The sequence below is a fragment of the Pseudomonas sp. AU11447 genome (genome assembly GCF_001672555.2).
In the GTDB taxonomy this organism is placed as follows: Bacteria; Pseudomonadota; Gammaproteobacteria; order Pseudomonadales; family Pseudomonadaceae; genus Pseudomonas; species Pseudomonas nitroreducens.
Map to the genome: position 1 here is coordinate 49098 of NZ_LZDG02000013.1, position 19184 is coordinate 68281.

Consider the following 19184-nt stretch of genomic DNA (forward strand, 5'->3'; position numbering starts at 1 on the left):
GATCGTTTTCGCCGGCTTCCCGCCCGGCGTCTGTGGCGATTCTAGGAGCGGCCCCTGCGGCTTCCGCTTGATGCCAATCAAGAAGTTCCCGCGCCGTGCTTGAGGCATTGCGCCGCGCTGGCTAGCGTGCGAGCCGACAACTGCCAACCGAGACTCGCCCGCCATGAACGCCCCCGCGCAGAACGATCCGCCGCTCTTCTACCAGCCGACCGGCAACGAGGTGGCGCTGTTCACGCAGGCGTCCGCGCAGGGCATGCCGGTGCTGATCAAGGGCCCGACCGGCTGCGGCAAGACCCGCTTCGTCCAGCACATGGCGCAGCGCCTGAACCTGCCGCTGTACACCGTGGCCTGCCACGACGACCTGTCGGCAGCGGACCTGGTCGGCCGCCACCTGATCGGCAGCGACGGCACCTGGTGGCAGGACGGCCCGCTGACCCGCGCGGTGCGCGAAGGCGGCATCTGCTACCTCGACGAAGTGGTGGAGGCGCGGCAGGACACCGTGGTCGTGCTGCACCCGCTGGCGGACGATCGCCGCGAACTGTTCATCGAGCGCACCGGTGAATCCCTGGTGGCGCCCCCCGGCTTCATGCTGGTGGTGTCCTACAACCCCGGCTACCAGAACCTGCTCAAGGGCATGAAACCCAGCACCCGCCAGCGCTTCGTCGCCCTGCGCTTCGACTATCCGGCGCCGGAAGCGGAGACTGCGATCATCGTCCGCGAGGCCGGGGTCGCGCCGGAACTGGCGCAACGCCTGACGCAGCTGGGCGTGGCCCTGCGCCGGCTGGGCCGGCAGGAGCTGGAGGAAGTCTGCTCGACACGCTTGCTGGTGCTTACCGCGCGGCTGCTCAACGCCGGCGTGGCGCCCCGCGATGCCTGCCGCGCCGGGCTAGCCGAGCCGTTGTCGGACGACGAGGCCACGGTCGCCGCGCTGATGGACCTGGTCGATGTCCACTTCGCCTGACGCGACACTCGATGCCCGGCACCTGCCGGGCGACCTGGCGATGTGGTTGTTCATCCTCGCCGAGCTGACCGTCTTCGCCATCCTCATCATCGTCTTCGCCGTGGCCCAGTACCTGGACGTAGAAGGTTTCCGTGCCGGCCGTGCGCAGCTTGACCTGTCCACCGCCCTGGCGCTGACCCTGACACTGCTTACCGCCGGCTTCTGCGCAGCGCTGGCGGTGGAGCAGGTGCGCCACGGCCGGCAGCGGCGTGCGGCTGCACTGCTGGGGGTTGCCGTGTTGCTGGGGCTGGTCCACGTAGTGCTCAAGTCCGGCGAATACCATCACCTCGCCGCGCAGGGGCTGGACCTGGAATACAGCACCTTCTTCACCCTGTTCTGGCTGATCACCGGCTTCCACTTCCTGCACGTGCTGCTGGGGCTGGTGATCCTCGGCTGGATGACCTTGCGCTGCCTGCGCGGCGCCTACCGCGGCGATGCCCTGGGTGGGCTGGAGTCCGGCGCGCTGTATTGGCACATGGTCGACCTGGTCTGGGTGGTGCTGTTCCCGCTGGTCTACGTGCTGGCGCCTGGCCCGTGAACACGCTGCTGCTTGCCTGGTTGCTGATGCTGCCGATGTCCGTTGCCGCCGTCTGGCTCGGTCACCACGCGCCCGATGCCCTGTTGCCGGTGGCGGTGATCCTGCTGCTGGGCCTGGGCAAGGCATGGCTCATCGTGCTGCGTTTCATGGAACTTGGTCATGGGCCGCGGCTGTGGCAATCGCTGCTCCTTGGCTGGCCGCTGGTGGTCACCGGGGTGATCCTCGTCCTACATGCAACTCACTGATTTCATGTAGGAAAAATACCCGACTAGAAGCATTGGTCTTTCTTGATTGCCATCAAGCGAGGCGGCCACGGACGGTTTCTACAATGGCCCCGACCGTGACCTAGGAGGGCCCCATGTCAGAGACATTTACCAAAGGGATGGCGAGGAACATCTACCTGGGAGGAGGCGTTTTCTTCTTCCTGGTGTTCCTCGCGCTGACCTATCACACCGAAACCACCTTCCCCAAGCGCACCAACGAGAGTGAGCTCACCGAGTCGGTGGTGCGCGGCAAGCTGGTGTGGGAACAGAACAACTGCGTGGGTTGCCACTCCATCCTCGGTGAAGGCGCCTACTTTGCGCCGGAGTTGGGCAACGTCGCGATCCGCCGCGGCGGCGACGCCGCCTTCGGCTCCTTCCTCGCGGCCTGGATGAAGATGCAGCCGCTGGGCGTCCCCGGCCGCCGGCAGATGCCGCAGTTCCACCTGAGCGACCAGGAGGTCACCGATCTCGCGGCGTTCCTGCTGTGGACCTCGAAGATCGACACCAACAAATGGCCGCCGAACAAGGAGGGTTGAGCATGACCCCGGGCAATCCCTATCTGAAATTCGCCTCGCAGTCGGTGGCCAAGCCGTACTTCGTGTTCGCCCTGATGCTCTTTGTCGGGCAGATCGTCTTCGGCCTGATCATGGGCATGCAGTACGTGGTCGGTGACTTCCTGTTCCCGGCCATCCCGTTCAACGTCGCACGGATGGTGCACACCAACCTGCTGATCGTCTGGCTGCTGTTCGCCTTCATGGGTGCGGCCTACTACCTGATCCCCGAGGAGGCCGACCGCGAGCTGTACAGCCCGAAACTGGCCATCGTGCTGTTCTGGGTCTTCGCCGTCGCCGGCGTGCTGACCATCCTCGGCTATCTGTTCGTGCCGTACGCGGGTCTCGCCAGGCTGACCCACAACGAGTTGCTGCCGACCATGGGCCGGGAGTTCCTCGAACAGCCGACCATCACCAAGATGGGCATCGTGGTTGTGGCGCTGGGCTTCCTCTTCAACATCGGCATGACCATGCTCAAAGGCCGCAAGACCGCCGTCAGCGTGGTGATGATGACCGGCCTGGTGGGCCTGGCGGTGTTCTTCCTGTTCTCCTTCTACAACCCGGAGAACCTGTCGCGCGACAAGTACTACTGGTGGTGGGTCGTGCACCTGTGGGTGGAAGGCGTGTGGGAACTGATCATGGGCGCGATGCTGGCCTTCGTGCTGATCAAGATCACCGGCGTCGACCGCGAAGTCGTGGAGAAATGGCTCTACGTGATCATCGCCATGGCCCTGATCACCGGCATCATCGGCACCGGCCACCACTTCTTCTGGATCGGCGCGCCGCAGGTCTGGCTGTGGCTGGGCTCGATCTTCTCGGCACTGGAGCCGCTGCCGTTCTTCGCCATGGTGCTGTTCGCCTTCAACATGGTGAACCGCCGCCGTCGCGAGCACCCGAACAAGGCCGCCGCACTGTGGGCGCTGGGCACCACCGTAACCGCCTTCCTCGGTGCCGGCGTGTGGGGCTTCCTGCACACCCTGGCCCCGGTGAACTTCTACACCCACGGTTCGCAGCTCACCGCCGCCCACGGGCACCTGGCCTTCTACGGCGCCTACGCGATGATCGTGATGACCATGATCAGCTACGCCATGCCGCGCCTGCGGGGCATCGGCGAGGCGCCTGACGCCCGTGCGCAGAGCCTGGAGATCTGGGGCTTCTGGCTGATGACCATCTCCATGCTGCTGATCACCCTGATGCTCACCGCCGCCGGCATCGTCCAGGTCTGGCTGCAGCGCATGCCAGCCGATGGCGCTGCCATGCCGTTCATGGCCACGGTCGAGCAGCTGAAGATCTTCTTCTGGCTGCGCCTGTACTCCGGTGTGGGCTTCTTCATCGGGCTGATCTGCTACCTGCTTAGCTTCCGTCAGCGCGGTCGTATGGCTGTCGCTTCCGGCGTGGCACAGGTGGGCTGATCGATCTCGTCATCCCGGGCCCGTCCGCTTTGCGGCGGGCCTTTTTCGTTCTGCAGGGGGCGTCATGACCATCCACCTCGAAATCGAAGAAGGCTTCGGCCGCGCCTGGCACCGCTTCATCACCCGCCGCGCCAGCCCGGAGTTCGAAGAGGCGGCAGTGGCCCTGGAGGAGGTGCGGCGCAGCCTGCTGCTGCTGTTCCGTGGCACCGGCGGCGAAGCCGGGGTCGGCGTGGAGGCGGCCAGTGCCCGTGAGCTGCTGGTACGCCGCAGCCTGCTGCAACAGGTTGCCGGGACCTGCCAGCAATTGCCGGTGGCCTGGTTCGACGCCGATTCCCTGCGCCTGCCCGCGCAACTGGCGGTGTTCCCCGACGCCGAGCTGAACCGCGAACTCTACCGCTGGCTGGCGCTGCTCGCCGCCCACAGCCAGCCGATGCGCCACTGGGCCCGTGATAACCAGGCCTGGACGCGAACGGTGCTGGAGCGTTACCCACTGCTGCGCCCGCGCTATCAGCGTCTGGTGAGCGCCCTGCTCAGCCTGCGGCCCGATCTCGGCACGCTGCCGCCTGCCGAAGCCGAGCTGGAGCTGGCGCTGCAACAGGCGCTGCGCGATCCGGGCAGCATCGAACGTCTGCCTCGAAGTGAAAAGGCGCCCTGGCCGGTGCCGCTGTGGCTCTACCCGCCGCAGCGCCTGGCCGCGCCGCAGCACACCGAGCTGATTGAAGGCGACGAGCAGGGCCGCTCCGCCCACAGCGAAGCCAAGGGCCTGGCGCGCAAGCGTGCCGAGCGTGTCGAACAGGACCCCGGCCGTGGCGGGCTGCTGCTGTTCCGACTGGAGAACCTGTTCAGCTGGTCCGAGCACATCGAGCTGGATCGCGCTGGTGACGACAGCGAAGACCTCGATGCGGCGAAGGTTGCCGACGACCTCGATCACCTGAGCCTGTCCCGGCAACGGCAGAAGAAGGGCGGCGGGTTGAAGCTCGATCTCGATTTGCCCGCCGCCGACTTCGACGACGTGCCGCTGGGCGAGGGTTTCCGCCTGCCGGAATGGGATTACCGGCGTCAGCAACTGATCGAAGACCACGTCTGCCTGCAGCCGATGCTGCCTCGCGATGCCGTGCCGGCGCCGCTGCCGGATGCCCTGGCGCCCATCGCGCGGCGGCTGCGCCGGCAATTCGAAAGTCTGCGCCAGCAGCCGCAGTGGCTGCGTCGGCAACCCCAGGGCGCCGAACTGGATCTGGAGGCCTGGCTGGATTTCAGCGTCGAACGACGCTTGGGTGCTTGCAGCGAGCCGGGGTTGTTTCTTGAGCGTCGGCAGACCCGCCGCGACCTGGCGTGTCTGCTGCTGGCGGACCTGTCGATGTCCACCGACGCGCACATCGACAACGACCACCGCGTCATCGACCTGATCAGCGACAGCCTGTTGCTCTTCGGCGAGGCGCTGCAGGCAGTGGGCGATCGTTTCGCCCTGTACGGGTTCTCCTCACTGCGCCGGCAGCAGGTGCGCCTGACCCAGCTGAAGACCTTCGACGAGCGCCACAACGACACCGTGCGCGGGCGCATCCGCGCGCTGCGTCCTGGCTATTACACACGCATGGGCGCGGCGATCCGCCGGGCCACGCAGTTATTGCTGGAGCGCAAGGAACGCCAGCGCGTGCTGCTGATCCTCACCGACGGCAAGCCCAACGACCTGGATTTGTATGAGGGGCGCTATGGCGTCGAGGACACCCGCCAGGCGGTGCTGGAAGCCCGTCGCGCCGGACTGGTGCCGTTCTGCATCACCATCGATCGCGAGGCCGCGGATTACCTGCCGCACCTGTTCGGCAGCCAGGGCTACCTGCTGCTCAACGACCCGGCGCAGCTGCCGGTGCAGTTGCCGCAGCTGTATCGGCAGCTCACCCGTCGCCAGGGATGACCAGCAAGGAATGTAGGGCGAATGAAGCGGAACGCTTCATCCGCCACGGCGGATAACGCCTGGGCGTTATGCGCCCTACGAAGCTGATGGGGCATTCTGTAGGAGCGAGCTTGCTCGCGAACCTGGCCCCGCTGAGGGATTCGGTTCGCGAGCAAGCTCGCTCCTACAGGGATTCGGGTATTGGGCTCAGCGCGGCAACCAGACCATCATCATCGCGCAGAACACCGCGAGCATCGCGCAGTACCAGGCGAAGCGCTTCAGCCGGCGCTGCTTTGCCAGTTCCTGATCAAGCGGCAGAGGCATCCCGCACTGCGGGCAATCGGCAGCGTCCTCGGGGCTCTCGTGCTGGCAATACAGGCACTGGCGCATGGCCTACTCGAACTGTTCCAGCCGCGCGACGTCGAGTACCTGCACGTTGCGCCCGTCGAGGTCGATGATCTTTTCGTCGATCAGCCGCCGCAGCACGCGGGAGAAGGTTTCCGGCTGGATCGACAGGTGCCCGGCCACCAGTTGCTTGGCCATCGGCAGCTCGAAGCGGTTGCCTTCGCTGCCCTGGCGATTGAGCTGGGTGATCAGGTAGCGCACCACGCGGTGGGTGGAGTTCTTCAGCGACAGCGTTTCGATCTCGTTGATCCGCCGGTGCAGGCGTACGCAGAGGGTGGCGAGCAGGGAGAAGGGCAGCTGCGGGTTGCTGTGCAGCAGCTCCATGTAGGTGCGGTTGGCGAAGCGGTAGACCTGCGTGGGCTCCAGCGCCTGGGCCGAGGCCACGTAGTCGGGGGTGTCCATCAGCATCATGGCTTCGGCGAAGGTCTGCCGGCTGCCGACCACCTCCAGCACCTTCTCCTGGCCCTCTGGTGTCAGGCGGTAGATTTTCACCGCCCCGGAAATCACGAAGTAGAAGGCATGGGCCGGCTCGCCCTGGAGGAACAGCTTGTCGCCCTTCTCCAGGTTGAGCAGCGTGCTGGTGGCGAGCAACTGCTCCAGCTGTTCCTCGTTGAGCACGTTGAACAGGTGGTGGCCGCACAGAATCTGGTGGTGGACGCGATGCGCTTGCATGGCGGGGCGCTCCTGGGCGGGGACAATCCCGCCAGTATGTGCGATGCCGCCGGGCAGCGTGGTGAGACAAGCTGTCACTGGTCGCCCTCCTGGCTCCCGGTCCGGCGCTCAGGCCGGGTGGTTGGCGCCGAGGAACAGCAGGTTGTTCTCCAGGTGGATGTGCTGCATCAGGTCGCGACGCAGCTCTTCCAGGCCACTGTAGAGACGCCGCCAGCTGTTGCAGCCGTCCGCTGGCACGGTGAGGTCGTCGGTCAGGTCGGCCAGCACGGCGAGGGATTGCGAGTGCTCGTCGTGCTCATGGCGCATCACGCCGATCGGGCCTTGCACGTGGGACAGCGGGATGCCCTGGCGCAGCCAGGGGAAGAGCACGCTCTCCTCCTTGCACATGTGCCATTCCAGCTCTTCCTGGATGGTCTTCAGGTGCGCCGTCAGGCCGGTGGGGCACTGCGGGTGCGCGGCGTGGGTCTTCTCCACCCGTTCGGCCAGCGGGATCAGCGCCGGCAATTGCTCACGGTGGACCTTGTGGTAACGCTCGAGGATGTGGTCGATGAGCTGGTCGTTGCTGGTCAGGCGCCAGTCGGTCTGATCATTGGCCGGCGGCAGCGCCTGCAGTTCTTCGGCGATGCGCTGGGCGTCCAGGCCCTGCTCGCTGGCGGCCTCGCCCAGGCTGCGCTGGCCGGCGCAGCAGAAGTCGAGCTTGTAGTCGTGGAACAGCGCACAGCTGCCCGGCAGGCTGAAGGCCAGGTCGCTCAGGGTGCGTTCGGTGAGGGTTTCGGTCATGGCGGGCCTCGGGTGGAGTGAGCACGGCGGCCGCAGTCGTCGTGGCCGTCAATCTTGGCAAGGAGGCGGCCAGTCTAGGGAAGGGGGCGCGTCGCGCTCCTTGATTGCAGTCAAGGGCCCTCGACCAGCACTTCCCGCTCGTCGCCGCTGGCCACCCGCATCAGTTGCTGCGGGTTGCACACCAGCAGTTTCTGCCGGCCACCGCGCACCAGGCCGCGTTCTTCCCAGGCGCTGAGGATGCGCGAGACGGTGTGCAGGGTGGTGCCGGTCATCTCGGCGATGTCCTGGCGGGTGACCGGGAAATCGATGCGGATGCCGTCGGCTTCCGCTCGGCCGGACTGCTGCACCAGGCGCAGCACGGTATGCGCGACGCGCCGTTCGACCTCTTCGGTGGCCAGCTCGCAGAAGCGTACGTGGGCTTCCTGCAGGCGCTCGCCGATGGCCTGGACGGTGTTCAGGGCGAAACCGGGGTGGCGCGCCAGCAACGGTTCCCACTGGCTGGTGGGCCAGGCCAGCACGAGGCTGTCCTGGCTGGCGGTGGCGGTCGCGGGGTAACAGCTAAGGCCCAGGGCGCGCACGAAGCCGAACAGATCGCCAGGATTGACCACCCGCACCAGCACGCGCTGGCCATCGCCGGTGAGCTGGGTGGCCTTCAGGCGGCCGTGCACCAGCAGGTAGAAGTTGCTCGCCGGCGCGCCCTGCTCGAACACGGCCGCGCCGCTGATCAGGCGCAGGATGCTGGCCTGGCGGAGGATGTCGTCCTGTTCCTCGCGGCTGCTGTTGGCGAAGGGCGGCAAGCTGCCCAGCCAGGCGCGGTGGAGCGAGAGATTGGCGGTCACGGCGATGATTCCCGTCAGTTCGCCGCAGCATACCGGCTAAGGGCCGTGGCAGGACTTGAGGGGAATCAAGGGATGTCCCTGACCAGGCGGAAACCGAGGTTGTCCGGTGGTTGCCCGGCGCTGCAGCCGCCACCGCGGGCATCGCGGACGAAATCGTTGATCGCCGCCCGGTGGCGGCCTTCGGCAATGCGGATCGAGCAGTACTCGGCGCGTTCGGTCTGGGCACCCCGGACGTCGAGGTTGACCCGCTGGTGGCAGCTCTGGGTCCATTCCCAGACATTGCCGCCCAGGTCGGCCACCCCGTATTCGTTGAGCCCGTGATCGCCGCGCGCCAGCGGCAGCGCCGAAGCGCTGGTGCGGGCCTCCGCTTCCAGCCGGTAGCGCGCCAGCCAGCGCCGGGCCGGGTTGCTGCCATCGTCGTCATCGATGCGCAGGGCATCGTCGGCCCAGCGCGAGCCGGCGAAGAAGGCCCACTCGCGGTCGGTCGGCAGGCGCCATTGCTGGCCGGTGCGTTTGGACAGCCAGTCGGCATAGAGCTGCGCATCGAGCAGGCTGGCGCCGGTGAGAGGCAGGTCGTCGCGGGGAGCGCTGTTGTCCAGTGCCAGGCAATCGCCTTCGGCCACGCAGCGGGCGTACTCGCCCTGGCTGACCTGGAATTTCATGACTTCGAATCGCGGGGCGAGGTGTTCTCGCCGCGAAGGCGCGTCCACTGCCTGTTTTTCCAGCCAGTAGTCGCCCGCCGGACGGAAGTCGAAGTCGCGGGGTTCGAGTCTCACGGTTTGCGGTGCGAGTTCCGGTGCGTACTGCGGCCGCAGGAGGAGGAATGCCCCGCCCAGCAGCAGCGCGACGGGTACGCCGATCAGGATGGTCTTGCGCATGGTCTGCCCGGTCGCCGGTATCGTTTACTGGGAAAGGGCCGGCCCACAGGGGCCGGCCTCGGGCTTACTTGATCGCAGTTGGCGGCTGGATCTGGCTCATCAGGTCGTTGTTCCATTGGCCTTCGACCTGGATGTGCGCCGCGGCGCCCAGCAGCACCGCTTCGATGAGGTTGTGGTTGAGGTAGGTGTACAGGCCAGGCTGCAGGAAGGTGTACAGCGCCGCGCCGGCTGCACCGCCCGGGATGAACCAGGTTTCCAGGTCTTCTTCCGGCGGATTGTGGAACTTGCCGCTGGCCCAGACATGATCGCCATGGCCGCCGATCAGGTGCGGGCGGGTGTCGCGGTTGGCCTGGGAGTGGACGATCAGCAGGGTCTCGCCGACGTTGGCCTTGAGCGCATTCTTGCCGGTCAGGGCGCCGACCTTGCCGTTGAACACGACGTGGCTGGGAATCAGCCCCTTCATGACCTGCTGCATGTCGTTGTAGCTTTCCATGGGCGTGCCATAGCGCTTGAAATTGCCGTCCTTGTCGCGCGGGACGTAGAAGTCCTGCTCGCCGATATAGACCACCTTGTCGTACTTCAGCGCCTTGCCGTCGCGGTCTTTCAGGCCGTCGCGCGGCAGCACCATGATCGCCCCGTTCATGCCCGAGACCACGTGCCAGGGGATCATCGCGCCGCCCGGTGCGCAGTGGTAGACGAACACGCCGGGGCGGGTGGCACGGAAGCGCAGTTTCACTTCCTCGCCGGGCTGGATGATGGTCAGCGCGCCGCCGCCCAGGGCGCCGGTGGAGGCATGGAAGTCGATGTTGTGGGTCAGGGTGTTGGTCGCCGGGTTGACCAGGGTGAGTTCCAGATAGTCGTCCTGATGCACCACCATCATCGGCCCGGGCACCGAACCATTGAAGGTCATGGCGTGGATCTCGGTGCCGTCGTCGTCGACGACGTGCTTCTTCTCCTCGATCACCATGCGGAACTGGACGACCTTGGGCTTGCCCTTGGCGCGCTGCTCGTGGGCATGGACGAAGGGTGGCGCGACCAGTTCGACCTGGACGTGCTCCAGTTTCGAGAGGTCCACGGCCGGCCCCATGTTCTTCGGCGCTGCTTCCCCGTCGGCCATTGCCGTACTGCTGCCAAGCATGCTGCCGGTGACGCCAAGGACCACGGCGCCGGCCAGCAGGGTACGGCGGGAAAGCGAAATCTCTTCCTGATCAAGCATGGGTAATTCTCCATAATCGACGATCTGTCGTTTGGAGAAGAAATACCCTGTCGGCAAATTCCTTCTTTGAGCCGGAACAAAGAAGGATTCAGCTGGACAACGTGTCGCAGGTGCTGCTGTGCGGTAGATCGCGTTTACAGTCTTCTCCCCATGCAGGCGGGCAAGACCGGGCTCGGCGAGGTAAGATTCTTCCTGCTCTGAATTCCAGCCCGGCGTGCGGGCTCCAACGGACAAGGATCATTCATGCGTCTGTACGGACTGACCCTGCTGGCCCTGATCACCGGTTGCCTCGGCATGCAGGAGGCGCACGCGAGCAGCGATGACTCCTGTTATCCGAGCTGGAACCTCAAGCGTGACACGCTGGACGTGTGCAACAGCCTGCCCTTCCTGAGCCCGGGCAACGACAGCCGGGTCAACCTGCAACTGCTGTTGGCCGACGCCGGCCAGGCCAGCATCCCCAACCGCGCGCTGACCGACGACGAGCAGCAGCTGGGTTACGGCCAGGTGCCTTTCCCGCTGGCACGCTGGCTCGACGGCGCGGCACCGGAAGATGCGACCGACAGCACCAGCACCGCATCCCTGGCCGATCTTGCCGCGCGCATCGGCCTGCCGGCGGATGCCGTGCAGTCCTCCGCCGACAGCTTCGCCAGTGGCGAAGGCAGCCGCTGCCGCAGCAACAATCCGCTCACCGCCCAGGACTTCCTCAGCCAGCTGCTGCTGGCCGACAGTCTCACCGCCGGCGAGCGCCAGGGCCTGGCCCGCGCTCGCCTGACCCTGCTGGGGGCCTGTCAGTGGGACGAAACCCAGCTCAGCGTGCTGCTGCCGGGCGACCTGCAGAGCGCCCCGGCCAAGGCCTATCGCACTTACCTCAAGGGTGCGGCAGACTTCTACAGCGGCCGTTTCGCCGATGCGCTGAAATCCTTCCGAAGCCTGCAGGACAGCGACCAGGCCTGGCTGAAGGAAACCTCGCGCTACATGGTCGCCCGCGCACTGCTCAACCAGGCGCAGCAGAACGCCTTCGACGAGATGGGTTACCCGGACCTGCGCAAGGTCGACAAGAAAATCCTCGCCCAGGCCGAATCCGCGCTGGGCGACTACCTCAAGGCTTATCCACAAGGCCGCTACGGCGCCTCGGCCAAGGGCCTGACGCGGCGTGTCTACTGGCTGATGAGCGATGAAGGCCGGCTGGCCGGCGAGTACGCCGAGTTGTTCGCCCGCGAGGATGCCGACGATCTCGCCCAACTGGTGCAGGAGGTCGACAACAAGCTGCTGGTCACCGCGCACCCGGCCGACGTGCGCGATGCGCGCCTGCTGGCGGTGCTCGACCTGATGCAGATGCGTCACCACGAACCCAGCGAGCCCCGCGCCCTGGACGCTGCGGGACTGGCTGCGCAGAAGGACCTCTTCGCGAAGAACCCCGGCCTGCATGACTACCTGACGGCGGCCTACCAGCTCTACGTCGAGGAAAAGCCCACCGAGGCGCTGAAGTCGCTGCCCGAAGAGCTGCCCTCCAGGCTCGACTACCTCGCCTTCAGCCAGCAGGTCCTGCGCGGTTTCGCCCTTGAGGCCGGCAACGACTGGATCGCCGCCGAGAAACTCTGGCTGCGCCTGTTGCCGCAGGCGGTGCAGCCACTGCAGCGCGACCAGCTGGAGCTGGCGCTGGCCTTCAACTACGAGCGCAGCGACCGACTGGTGAAGGTGTTCGCCGAAGGCTCGCCGGTACGCACGCCGATCATCCGCGAAATCCTCCTGCGCCACATCGCGGGGCCCGAACTGCTGCGCCAGCAGGCGAAATCCACCAGCGTCTCGGTGGAAGAGCGCGATACCGCGCTGTTCGCCCTGCTCTACAAGGACCTGCTGCACGGCCAGTACCAGGCCTATATCGACGACCTCGCCCTGCTGCCCACAGACGGTAGCGGCAAGCCGCTGGGCGCCAGCATCGGCTACCTCTACGGCAGCATGCCGCTGTCGCTGTTCCAGTGGCCCGGCGGCAAGAACGACAGCGGCTACGAGTGCCCGGCGATCGTCGACGTCGCCCGCGAACTGCTGCAATCCCCGCAGCCGCCCAAGGCGCTGAACTGCCTGGGCGAGTTCATCCTGCGCAACGGCCTGGACGGCTTCCCGCTCGACACCCAGCCCAGCGAGCGCGAACTGGGTGGCGGCGAGTCGCTGTTCCCCGGCACGCCCTACTCGCGCATGGACGGCTACCTCAAGGTCATCGCCGACAAGCAGGCGGTGGAAGAGGACCGCGCGTACGCGCTGTTCCGCGCCATCAACTGCTTCGCGCCCAGCGGCTTCAATGGCTGCGGCAGCCAGGACATTGCCCCGGCGCAGCGCAAGCAATGGTTCCGCACGCTCAAGGGCCAGTACTCCGCCACGCCCTGGGCGAAGGCGCTGAAGTACTACTGGTAAGCCCTGTGCGGCGCGCCCTGGCACTGGCCCTGGCGTTGCTCGCAGGCAACGCCTCGGCGGCCGGCGTGGATGCCGCCGAGCACGACGCCTTCTGGCTGTGGAGCGGCGTCGCCGCGCAACCGGTGCTGGCCCAGGCTCGCACGCTCTATGTACTGCAGGGGCAGGTCAGCGCGCCGCGCCAGCGCGACGGCCAGGCCCGCCTGATCGCCCAGGGCATTGCCATTCCGCGCCTGAAGCAGGGCGAGGTCTGGGTGGTCTACCGCGCCCATACCCTGCGCTGGAACGAGGGCATCTACCGCACCCTGCTGTCCCAACTGCGCCGCTGGCGTGCGGCGGGCAATCCGGTCGTGGGGGTGCAAATCGATTTCGATGCCCGCACGCGTTACCTGCACGAGTACGTCGACTTCCTCCAGGACCTGCGCACGCGCCTGCCTGAGGACTGCAAGCTGAGCATCACCGGGCTGATGGACTGGGGCAGCAATGGCGCACCGGACACCATCAACCGCCTGGCCGGCGTAGTGGACGAAGTGGTGGTGCAGACCTACCAGGGCCGCCAGACCATCCCCAACTACCAGGCCTACCTGCCTCGCGTGGCGCGACTGCAGTTGCCCTTCCGCATCGGCCTGGCGCAATACGGGGAGTGGCAGGCGCCGGACTACCTGGCCAGGAGCCGGTGGTTCAGGGGGTATGTGGTGTTCCTGCAGAACCCGTGAGCAGGGCGGACTGGGCAGAGGGCGCTCTTTGTAGGATGGGTGGAGCGGAGCGATACCCATGCTCCCGGTGCACGACATTGATGGGTATCGCTGCGCTCCACGCCATCCTACGTTCATAGCGACAGGTGGGTGGATCAGTTGCCGCCACACCCGCACTTGCCGCAATCGTTCCCGCAACCACCAGCCACTGCCGGCTCGCGCGAATCGCGTGTGGTGCCACTGTTGAGGTTGCGCATCAGCAGCGCGTACCCCAGGTCCAGCCCCTCTGGCACCGGGATATAGACGACGTGCCCATCGCCCGGCGCGACGCCAATGGATTCGCCTCGTGTGTTCTCCAGCGCATGCAGGCGGAAGGTGCGGTTGCCGGCCGGGGTCATCAGCTCGACGCTGTCGCCCACTTCAAAGCGGTTCTTCACCCGCACCTCGGCCAGCCCGTGACGGCGCTCGCCGGTGAACTCGCCGACGAATTGCTGGCGCTCGGAGAGGGAGTGGCCGTACTGGTAGTTCTGGTACTCGTCATGCACGTGGCGGCGCAGGAAGCCCTCGGTATAGCCGCGATGGGCCAGGGATTCGAGGGTGTCCATCAGGCCGAGGTCGAAGGCGCGCCCGGCGACGGCGTCGTCGATGGCCTTGCGGTAGGCCTGGGCCGTGCGCGAGACGTAGTAGTGGGACTTGGTGCGGCCCTCGATCTTCAGCGAATGCACGCCCATCTGCGTCAAACGTTGCACATGCTGGATGGCGCGCAGGTCCTTGGAGTTCATGATGTAGGTGCCGTGCTCGTCCTCGAAGGCCTCCATCAGCTCGCCGGGGCGGTTGGCCTCTTCGAGCAGGACGATCTCCTTGGTCGGCGCGCCGATGCCCAGGGTCGGCTCGACGTTGCGCACGGCGTGGCCCAGTTCGTCCTCATGGGCGGCGTGGGTCTGGTATTCCCAGCGGCAGGCGTTGGTGCAGGTGCCCTGATTGGGGTCGCGGCGGTTGATGTAGCCCGACAGCAGGCAGCGCCCGGAGTAGGCCATGCACAGCGCGCCGTGGACGAAGACTTCCAGTTCCATCCCCGGCACGCGCTCGCGGATTTCGCCGATTTCCTCCAGCGACAGCTCGCGGGAGAGGATTACCCGCTTGAGCCCCTGCTGGCGCCAGAACTCCACGCTGGCCCAGTTCACCGCGTTGGCCTGCACCGAAAGGTGGATATCAACCTCAGGGAAATGCTGGCGAACCAGCATGATCAGGCCGGGATCGGACATGATCAGCGCGTCCGGGCCCAGGGCGATCACCGATTCGACGTCTTGCAGGAAAGTCTTCAGCTTGGCGTTATGCGGCGCGATGTTGACCACTACGTACAGGCGCTTGCCCAGCGCATGGGCCTCGTTGATGCCGGTGGCGAGGTTGGCGTGGTCGAATTCGTTGTTACGCACTCGCAGGCTGTAGCGCGGCTGGCCGGCGTAGACGGCGTCGGCACCATAGGCGAAGGCATGGCGCAGGCTCTTCAGCGAGCCGGCGGGGCAAAGCAGTTCGGGGGCAAACGGAGTGGGGGACATGGCAATGCAGCGGGTAGTGGGAAAAAGGCTGCCACTCTAGGAAATCCGCGGGTTGCGCGTGCTGAGCGAGGTCAACGGATTTTGCATCCGCGCCCGGTGGTGATAGGCCCGACGTGCTCTTTCTAGGATGGGTGGAGCGTAGCGATACCCATGCTGTCGGCGCGCCAAAATGATGGGTATCGCTACGCTCCACGCCATCCTACGGAGTGTTCTTCCGGCAATGTCCGGAGGGGATCATTCCAGCCAGCGGCGCCCCTGCAATTCCAGCAGGGTCTGCGCCTGCTCCGGCCCGTTGCTGCCGGCCGGATAGGGGCGCGGGCTCTGGTAGTGCTCGTGCCAGCCGGCGAGGATCGGGTCGACCCAGCGCCAGGCCGCTTCCACCTCGTCGCGGCGCATGAACAGCGTGGAGTCGCCCTCGATCACATCCAGCAGCAGGCGTTCGTAGGCGTCCCAGCGGCGCTTGTTGGTGCTGAACGCCTGGGCGAGGTTGAGGTCCAGCTCCACCGGCTCCAGCTGCATGCCCTTGCCCGGCGCCTTGGCCATCAGCTGCACGCTGATGCGCTCCTCCGGCTGCAACCTTATCCACAGGCGGTTGGCCGCGCCGGCACCGTTGCCGATCAGGCTGTTGGGGACCGGTTTGAACTGGATGACGATCTCCGAGCATTTCTTCGCCATGCGCTTGCCGGTGCGCAGGTAGAACGGCACGCCAGACCAGCGCCAGTTGTCGATCGCCGCCTGAACGGCGACGAAGGTCTCCGTATCGCTGTCGTTGTCGACATTTTTCTCGAACCAGTAGGCCGGCACTTCCTGCCCGCCAATATGCCCGGCAGTGTACTGGCCGCGGACGGTCTTGTCCTGCACGTCCTGCCCGGTGATCGGCTTGAGCGCCTGGAGGATCTTCACCTTCTCGTTGCGCACCGCCTCGGCATCGAAGCGCACCGGCGCTTCCATGGTCACCAGGCAGAGCAACTGCAGCAGGTGGTTCTGCACCATGTCGCGCATGGCCCCGGCATGGTCGTAGTAGCCGCCGCGGTTTTCCACGCCGAGGGTTTCGCTGACGGTGATCTGCACGTGGTCGATGGGACCGTTGCGCCACACCGGCTCGAACAGGGTGTTGGCGAAGCGCAGGGCCATGAGGTTCTGCACCGTCTCCTTGCCCAGGTAGTGGTCGATGCGGAAGACGCGGGATTCGTCGAACACCTCGCCGATGGCCTGGTTGATCGCCAGCGCCGACTCCAGCGAATGCCCCAGCGGCTTCTCCAGCACGATGCGCGCCAGCGGGCCGGCCAGGCCGGCGATCTTCAGGTTCTGCGCAATCGGCGCGAAGAGGCTCGGCGCGGTGGCCAGGTAGTGCACCAGCACGCGACCTTCGCTGCGCTTGAGTGCCTTGGCCAGACGACCGAAGTCGGCGCTCTGCGAGGCGTCCATCGCCACGTATTGCAGGCGCTGGGCAAAGCTGCGCCAGGCTTCGGCGGAGAAATCGCTGCGCGCCACCTGGACCCGGCAGTTGCGTTCGGCGAGTTCGAGGTAGGCCGCGTTGTCACGCTGGCTGCGGGCGAGGGCGAAGATCCGCGTATCGGCCGGCAGGCGGTTTTCCCGATGCAGGTGGTAGAGCGCCGGCAGCAATTTGTGCAGCGCCAGGTCACCGCTGCCGCCGAACACCAGGATATCGCAGGAACTGGGAAGACTAAGGCTGGCGGGCGTATTCAAGGACTTATTCCCTGGGCTTGGCGAGTAGTTTTGTAGTATAACTACAACAAGACTACATAATTCTCAGACAACTATCACCGAGCCTATCCCTGTGAACCTTTTGCAGCACATTGCCCAGTCGCGTCATCTGCTCCGCAAGTCGGAGCTCAAGGTTGCCGATCACGTGATGCAGGACCCTGCATCGGTCATGCACAGCTCCATGGCGGACCTCGCCCATGGCGTCGGCGTCAGCGAGCCGACCATCGTGCGCTTCTGCCGCGCCATTGGCTGCAGCGGGTTCCAGGACCTCAAGCTCAAGCTGGCGCAGAGCCTGGCCGCCGGTGCCAGTTTCGGCCAGTTCTCGATCAACGAGAGCGACTCGGTGGCGGACTTCAGCCTGAAGATCTTCGACACCACCCTGCACTCGCTGATGGAAGTGCGCGAGCACCTCGACACCCATGCCCTGGAGCGCGCCGTCGCGGCCATTGCCCATGCCCAGCGTGTCGAGTTCTATGGCTTCGGCGCTTCCGGCGCGGTGGCGGCGGATGCCCAGCACAAGTTCTTCCGCCTGCTGCTGTCGGCGGCGGCGTATTCCGACCCGCATATGCAGGCCATGTCGGCGGTGACCCTCAAGCCTTCGGACGTGGCGATCTGCATCTCCCAGTCCGGCCGCTCCAAGGACCTGCTGGTGACCGCCAATCTGGTGCGCGAAGCCGGCGCCACGCTGATCACCCTCTGCCCCAGCCAGACCCCGCTGGCCGACCTGGCCACGGTGAACCTGGCGGTGGACGTGCACGAAGACACCGATATCTACACCCCGCTGACCTCGCGCATTGCCCACCTGGTGGTGATCGACGTGCTGGCGATGGGCGTGGCCATGGCCCGCGGCCCGGACCTGGTGAACCACCTCAAGAGCGTGAAGCGCAGCCTGCGTAGCCTGCGCCTGTCGCCCAAGGTGGTGAAGAACCACGAGGAGCGCCCGGAAGAGGCGTCCTGAGACCATACCTGTAGGAGCGAGCTTGCTCGCGAACAGAGCTAGCCGGGTGTTCCAGGGCTGAGCGGTTCGCGAGCAAGCTCGCTCCTACAAAAGCCCGCCGCCTGGGTTGGCCGATGTAGCGGCTCGCCGACCGCCCGTCGGCGTCACCGGCGCTTCACCACCACGTCGTCAAACGGTCATCCGCCCCCAGCATGCTGGCGTCTCCAGCCCTTCGGCCTTGGGAGATGCGAGATGCCCCGCCATATCGACGACACCCAGCTCCAAGTGGATAGCAAGACCCGCCGCAAGCTCGAAGACCAGCGGCGCATGCAGTTCCGTCGCGCCATCGAGGACCGCATGGAGGCCCAGCGCCTCGCCCTCGAAACCTCCGATTACCCCGACCTGATCGCCGCCGCCTACCTCACTTCGGCGAAGGCGGGCCGGCGAAGCGTTCGGCAAGCTGGCTGATCAGCGCCCGCTCTTCACGGATGAAGGCGACGAACGCCTGGGCCACCGGACTCAGGCGCTTGCCGCGGGCGTGCACCAGACACCAGCTGCGGTAGAGCGGCAGCTCCTCCACCGGCAGTTCGTGCAGCAGCCCGGACTGCAGCTCGCGGCTCACCGCGTGGCGCGGCAGCAGCGCCAGTCCCAGTCCCGCCAATACCCCTTCCCGTGATCCCTCCAGCGAGGCGAATTCCAGCGTCTGCGCGAAGTGCGCGCGTTTCTGCTGGAAGTGTTCCTCACAGGCCTTGCGCGTACCCGAGCCGGGCTCGCGGATCAGCAGCGGATAGGGCTCCAGGTCCTTCAGCGAAAGCTTCGCGGCGTTGCACAGCGGGTGGTCCGGCGGTGCCACGGCAACGATCGGGTTGTTCAGGAAGGGCAGGAACTCCAGCGCCATGTCCTGCGGCACCAGGGACATGATCACCAGGTCGTCGCGGTTGTCCGACAGGCGCTTGATCACCTGGGCGCGGTTGACCACTGTGAGGTTCAGGCTGACATCCGGGTGCTGCGCGTGGAACGCGGCGAACAGGTGCGGGGTGATGTACTTGGCGCTGGATTCCACCGCCAGGCGCAGCTGGCCCTGCAACGAACCCTTGAGGTCGGAGAGGTTCATGTCCAGCACTTCCAGGCGCTGGAAGATATCGGTGGTGGCGCGCAGCAGGGCGTCGGCGGCATCGGTCTGGTAGAGCTTCTTGCCGATGTACTCGAACAGCGGCTGGCCGACCAGTTCTTCGAGCTGGCGGATCTGCAGGCTGACCGCCGGCTGGGTCAGGGCCATTTCCTCGGCGGCGCGGCTGTAGGAACGGCTTTCGCACACCGCGCGGAAAACCTGCAGCTGGCGAAGGGTCATACGCATCAATGACTTACGCATAGAAGCCTGCTCGATGGCGACATTTTCCAGCGACTATAA

General features: G+C 66.1%; 19 protein-coding genes. 10 read left to right on the plus strand and 9 right to left on the minus strand.

The features are described from left to right. Positions 1-163: 163 nt before the first annotated feature. The 6 genes from A6723_RS00285 to A6723_RS00310 all read left to right on the plus strand — a co-directional run bounded on the left by A6723_RS00285 (position 164) and on the right by A6723_RS00310 (position 5676). Positions 164-961 (plus strand): CbbQ/NirQ/NorQ/GpvN family protein, encoded by a 798-nt coding sequence (locus A6723_RS00285; RefSeq protein WP_054910309.1) that lies wholly within the window; start codon positions 164-166, stop codon positions 959-961. Beyond that, positions 945-1538 carry a cytochrome c oxidase subunit 3 gene (locus A6723_RS00290; protein ID WP_054910308.1) on the plus strand — a complete coding sequence of 198 codons (594 nt, stop codon included), beginning with the start codon at positions 945-947 and terminating at the stop codon, positions 1536-1538. Before A6723_RS00285 ends, A6723_RS00290 begins: the two co-directional genes overlap by 17 nt. Beyond that, complete coding sequence (locus A6723_RS00295) at positions 1535-1783, plus strand: cytochrome C oxidase subunit IV family protein (protein ID WP_256234930.1); 249 nt, start codon at positions 1535-1537, stop codon at positions 1781-1783. Before A6723_RS00290 ends, A6723_RS00295 begins: the two co-directional genes overlap by 4 nt. A 113-nt stretch (positions 1784-1896) precedes the next feature. Beyond that, positions 1897-2337: a cytochrome c gene (locus A6723_RS00300; RefSeq protein WP_024766105.1), complete on the plus strand. Its 441-nt coding sequence runs from the start codon at positions 1897-1899 to the stop codon at positions 2335-2337. Positions 2338-2339: 2 nt separating this feature from the next. Further along, positions 2340-3764 carry a cbb3-type cytochrome c oxidase subunit I gene (locus A6723_RS00305; protein ID WP_054910307.1) on the plus strand — a complete coding sequence of 475 codons (1425 nt, stop codon included), beginning with the start codon at positions 2340-2342 and terminating at the stop codon, positions 3762-3764. A gap of 64 nt (positions 3765-3828) precedes the next feature. Then, positions 3829-5676, plus strand: coding sequence for a nitric oxide reductase activation protein NorD (locus tag A6723_RS00310; RefSeq protein ID WP_054910306.1), 1848 nt, complete (start codon positions 3829-3831; stop codon positions 5674-5676). A 186-nt stretch (positions 5677-5862) separates the two neighbouring features. Here A6723_RS00310 and A6723_RS00315 read toward each other — a convergent pair whose 3' ends face one another. The 6 genes from A6723_RS00315 to nirK form a co-directional block, all read right to left on the minus strand. After that, positions 5863-6045 carry a hypothetical protein gene (locus A6723_RS00315; RefSeq protein WP_054910305.1) on the minus strand — a complete coding sequence of 61 codons (183 nt, stop codon included), beginning with the start codon at positions 6043-6045 and terminating at the stop codon, positions 5863-5865. A 3-nt stretch (positions 6046-6048) separates the two neighbouring features. Continuing rightward, positions 6049-6732, minus strand: coding sequence for a Crp/Fnr family transcriptional regulator (locus A6723_RS00320; RefSeq protein WP_054910304.1), 684 nt, complete (start codon positions 6730-6732; stop codon positions 6049-6051). 108 nt (positions 6733-6840) lie between these two features. Continuing rightward, positions 6841-7512 carry an iron-sulfur cluster repair protein YtfE gene (gene ytfE / locus A6723_RS00325; RefSeq protein WP_065348177.1) on the minus strand — a complete coding sequence of 224 codons (672 nt, stop codon included), beginning with the start codon at positions 7510-7512 and terminating at the stop codon, positions 6841-6843. Between the two features lie 110 nt (positions 7513-7622). Next, on the minus strand, positions 7623-8351 hold the full coding sequence (locus A6723_RS00330; RefSeq protein WP_054909668.1) for a Crp/Fnr family transcriptional regulator: 729 nt from the start codon (positions 8349-8351) through the stop codon (positions 7623-7625). Between the two features lie 65 nt (positions 8352-8416). Beyond that, positions 8417-9229 carry an SUMF1/EgtB/PvdO family nonheme iron enzyme gene (locus A6723_RS00335; RefSeq protein WP_054909667.1) on the minus strand — a complete coding sequence of 271 codons (813 nt, stop codon included), beginning with the start codon at positions 9227-9229 and terminating at the stop codon, positions 8417-8419. 64 nt (positions 9230-9293) lie between these two features. Then, positions 9294-10445, minus strand: coding sequence for a copper-containing nitrite reductase (nirK, locus tag A6723_RS00340; RefSeq protein ID WP_054909666.1), 1152 nt, complete (start codon positions 10443-10445; stop codon positions 9294-9296). A gap of 243 nt (positions 10446-10688) precedes the next feature. Between nirK and A6723_RS00345 the strand changes: the two genes are divergently transcribed. Beyond that, on the plus strand, positions 10689-12857 hold the full coding sequence (locus tag A6723_RS00345) for a hypothetical protein (protein ID WP_054909665.1): 2169 nt from the start codon (positions 10689-10691) through the stop codon (positions 12855-12857). 5 nt (positions 12858-12862) lie between these two features. Then, entirely contained in the window at positions 12863-13570 is a 708-nt protein-coding gene (locus A6723_RS00350) for a DUF3142 domain-containing protein (RefSeq protein WP_054909664.1), read from the plus strand. A gap of 134 nt (positions 13571-13704) precedes the next feature. Here the strand turns inward: A6723_RS00350 and yegQ are convergent, their stop codons facing one another. Then, positions 13705-15108, minus strand: coding sequence for a tRNA 5-hydroxyuridine modification protein YegQ (gene yegQ, locus A6723_RS00355; RefSeq protein ID WP_054909663.1), 1404 nt, complete (start codon positions 15106-15108; stop codon positions 13705-13707). A 234-nt stretch (positions 15109-15342) separates the two neighbouring features. Further along, entirely contained in the window at positions 15343-16818 is a 1476-nt protein-coding gene (gene zwf, locus A6723_RS00360; protein ID WP_054909662.1) for a glucose-6-phosphate dehydrogenase, read from the minus strand. A gap of 91 nt (positions 16819-16909) precedes the next feature. Here zwf and hexR point away from each other — a divergent pair, with 91 nt between their 5' ends. Further along, entirely contained in the window at positions 16910-17794 is an 885-nt protein-coding gene (gene hexR, locus A6723_RS00365; RefSeq protein WP_054909661.1) for a transcriptional regulator HexR, read from the plus strand. Positions 17795-18025: 231 nt separating this feature from the next. Continuing rightward, the gene (locus A6723_RS00370) at positions 18026-18241 is read left to right on the plus strand and encodes a PA3496 family putative envelope integrity protein (RefSeq protein WP_024766117.1); all 216 of its coding nucleotides are present in this window, start codon (positions 18026-18028) and stop codon (positions 18239-18241) included. Here the strand turns inward: A6723_RS00370 and A6723_RS00375 are convergent. Next, the gene (locus A6723_RS00375) at positions 18195-19130 is read right to left on the minus strand and encodes a LysR family transcriptional regulator (RefSeq protein WP_139092869.1); all 936 of its coding nucleotides are present in this window, start codon (positions 19128-19130) and stop codon (positions 18195-18197) included. The two genes, A6723_RS00370 and A6723_RS00375, sit on opposite strands and share 47 nt — an antisense overlap. Between the last annotated feature and the right edge of the window lie 54 nt (positions 19131-19184).